The sequence below is a fragment of the Cellulomonas sp. ACRRI genome, from assembly GCF_022346185.1.
In the GTDB taxonomy this organism is placed as follows: domain Bacteria; phylum Actinomycetota; class Actinomycetes; order Actinomycetales; family Cellulomonadaceae; genus Cellulomonas.
On the sequence record NZ_JAKRMS010000241.1, the window covers coordinates 1 to 1,887 of the forward strand.

The 1,887-nt window shown below is 82.9% G+C and carries 1 protein-coding gene and 1 pseudogene; both read left to right on the forward strand.

Annotated features, from left to right (window positions below; translation table 11 throughout):
- Positions 1-183: pseudogene (locus MHY85_RS20885) on the forward strand (conjugal transfer protein TrbL); the annotation flags it as partial.
- A complete protein-coding gene (locus MHY85_RS20890; RefSeq protein ID WP_239200367.1) occupies positions 180-1,820 on the forward strand; it encodes a GTPase in 1,641 nt (546 codons plus the stop codon). The pseudogene MHY85_RS20885 and the gene MHY85_RS20890, both read left to right, overlap by 4 nt.
- The last annotated feature ends 67 nt before the right edge of the window (positions 1,821-1,887 follow it).

Sequence of the window (1,887 nt, forward strand, 5' to 3'; positions counted from 1 at the left end):
GGGCCGGGGCGGACGCCGGGCGTCGGGGGCGGGGGGACGTGGACGGGCGCCGCTGGCCCCGTCGGTGGGAGCCTGACCGGCGCCGCCGCGGGCGGCTCCCCGGGTGCGGGCGCCGCCGGCGACGCCGACCGCCCGCGCGGCGGGTTCTGGCGCCGGCTGCTCGGCCGGGAGGACCGCGGATGAGCGTCCCGCTGCACGACCGCGTCGCCGCGCTCACCGCGGCGCTCGACGCGGGGGAGGGCCGGCTGCCCGCCGCCACCGTCGCGGACGGCCGGGCGGTGCTGGCGCGGGTGGGGGAGCGCGCGGCGCTGTCCGCGGAGCACACCGTCGTCGCGCTCGCCGGGGCCACCGGGTCGGGCAAGTCGTCGCTGATGAACGCGCTGGTGGGCGAGGACATCGCGGTCCCCGGCGTGCAGCGGCCGACCACCGGCGAGGCGCTCGCGGCGGTCCGGGGCGCGGGGGCGGAGCCGCTGCTCGACTGGCTCGGAGTGCGTCGCCGGCACGGGCTGCCGGGCGGGCCCGGTGCCGCGGGGTCGCGGCTGGTGCTGCTCGACCTGCCGGACCACGACTCGGTGGTCGAGGCGCACCGGCTGCGCGCGGAGCACCTGATCGAGCGGGTGGACCTGCTGGTCTGGGTCGTCGACCCGCAGAAGTACGCCGACGCGGCGCTGCACGAGCGCTACCTGCGTCCGCTCGCCCGGCACGCGGACGTCGTCGTGCTGGTGCTGAACCAGGCCGACCGCCTCGCGCCCGCGGAGGTCGACGCCGTGCTGGCCGACCTGCGGCGGCTCGCGGCCGACGACGGCCTGCCGGGCGTGCGGACGCTCGCCGTCTCCGCGCGCACCGGGCAGGGGGTGCCCGCGCTGCGCGACCTCCTGGACGACGCGGCCGAACGCCGCCGGGTGGCCGTCGCCCGGATGACGGCCGACGTCGAGGTGGCGGCCCGCCGGGTGCTCGACGCGTGCGGTGCCGCGCCCGGGCGGCGCCGGGGCCGGGACGACGCGGGGCTGCCGGCGCTCGCGGACGCACTCGCCGAGGCGGCGGGCGTGCCGGTCGTGGTCGAGGCGGTGCGCCGCGCGGCGGTGCGGCGGGCGTCCGCGCGGGCCGGGTGGCCGCCGGTGCGCTGGCTCGCCCGGCTCCGGCCCGACCCGCTGCGCCGGCTGCACCTGGCGACCGGCGTCGCGCCCGGGCGCCGCCGGGGTCGGTCCGGCTCCGTCGACCCGGCCGAGCCGGGGGCCGTCGAGCGCACCTCGCTGCCCCCCGCGGGGCCCGCCGCGCGTGCGGCCGCGTCCTCCGCCGTGCGGCGGTACGTGGACGGCGCCACCACCGACGCCCCGGACGCCTGGGCGCTCGCCGTGCGGGACGCGGTCGGCGCGGCCGACCTGGCCGACGACCTGGACCGCGCCGTCGGCGGCACCGCGCTGCTGCCGGACCGCCCGGGGGCGTGGGTGCGGGTCGCCGGGCTGCTGCAGTGGCTGCTGCTCGCCGCGGCCGTGGCGGGCGCGGCGTGGCTCGGGGCGCTCGCCGGGCTGGCGTACCTGCAGCTGCCCGTACCGCGCACGCCGGAGTGGGGGCCGTTCCCGGTGCCGACCGCGCTGCTCGCCGGCGGCCTGCTCGCGGGGGCGCTGCTGGCGCTGCTCGCGTCGGTGCTCGCGCGGGTGCTCGCCCGGGGCCGGGCACGGGCGGCGCGGGCGCGGCTGGTCGCGGCGGTGACGCAGGTGGCGCGGGACCGGGTCGCCGACCCGGCGGCCGCGGTGCTGGGCGACCTGGCGACCTGCCGGGAGCAGGCGCAGCGCGCGGCGGGGGACCGCGGGCGCTGATCCCGCCGGCCGGGGCGGTGCCGGGCCGGGGCGGTGCCGGGCCGGGTGGCGCCGGGCCGGGTGGCGC

Coding starts and splice junctions, on each gene's coding strand:
- MHY85_RS20890 (WP_239200367.1), top strand. CDS start 180: ATGAGCGTCCCGCTGCACGACCGCGTCGCCGCGCTCACCGCGGCGCTC.